This is a genomic window from Oleiphilus sp. HI0128 (genome assembly GCF_001635365.1).
Window position 1 is genome coordinate 1 of sequence record NZ_LWGG01000036.1, and the last position, 1,016, is coordinate 1,016.

Annotated in this window: 1 protein-coding gene; it reads right to left on the reverse strand. The window is 47.2% G+C overall.

All coding sequences use genetic code 11. From position 1 onward, the window contains the following. Positions 1-1,016 (reverse strand): primosomal protein N' (priA, locus tag A3763_RS00580; protein WP_068759805.1); only part of this gene is annotated, 1,016 nt, incomplete at both ends.

Genomic DNA, 1,016 nt, shown 5'->3' on the forward strand with positions numbered 1-1,016 from the left:
CCTTTTGCGAGCATTTGTGTGCCAATCAACAAGCAAGGCTCTCCCTTATTGATTTGCTCGACTAGCTCAGTCATTTGTTTTTGGTTCTTTATGCTGTCTCTGTCAACACGCACCACGCTGGCGCTCGGGAATTGTGCCTGCAGTCCAAACTCTAGTCTTTCGGTGCCTGCGCCAAGTGGTGTCAGACTTGGGTGGTTGCATTCATGACAGGCTCTTGGAATGATTTCTTTATGATTGCAGTGATGGCAATGTAGCTGAGGTGGGCGACTATGAACAGTAAGGCGTGCATCACAGTGAGGGCACTGGGCGAGCCAACCGCAGCTATTACACATTAGTGTTGGTGAAAAGCCTCTGCGGTTTTGGAATATGATTACTTGGTTGCCTTGAGCAAGCTCTTCTCCGATTCGCTGCTTCAAGGGGCGAGAACAACCATTCTCCAGAGGACGGCTGCGGATATCGATTAGAAACATTTCCGGTGTTTGGCCTGCGCCGGCGCGTTCTTGCATTAAAGCTAGCTGATAGCGACCTAGCTTAACGTTATAGAGGCTTTCAAGTGATGGTGTTGCACTTCCTAGCACCACTTTGCATTGTTCAATCTGTCCGCGTTTGACTGATAGATCTCGTGCTGAATATTTGAAATTATCAATCTGCTTGTAGGAGGGGTCATGCTCTTCATCTACGATAATTATTCCGAGCTCTTTGAAGGGAGTAAAAATTGCTGAACGGGTGCCGATGATGACGCGTGCAATGCCTTCTTTTGCTAAAAACCAGCTAGTATATTTCTCTTTATGGCTCATGCCAGAGTGAATGACGCCAATAGGTGTGCTCAGCTGACTCTGGAACCTGAGTAGCGTTTGTGGGCTGAGGTTAATTTCTGGGATGAGAATGAGGGCCTGTTTACCTTGTTCAAGCTGTTTCTTTACGCATTCGATATAAACTTCAGTTTTGCCGCTGCCCGTTACACCCTGAAGTAGGGTTGCATTGATAGTTGCATCGGCGTTAAGAATTGTCTCAAC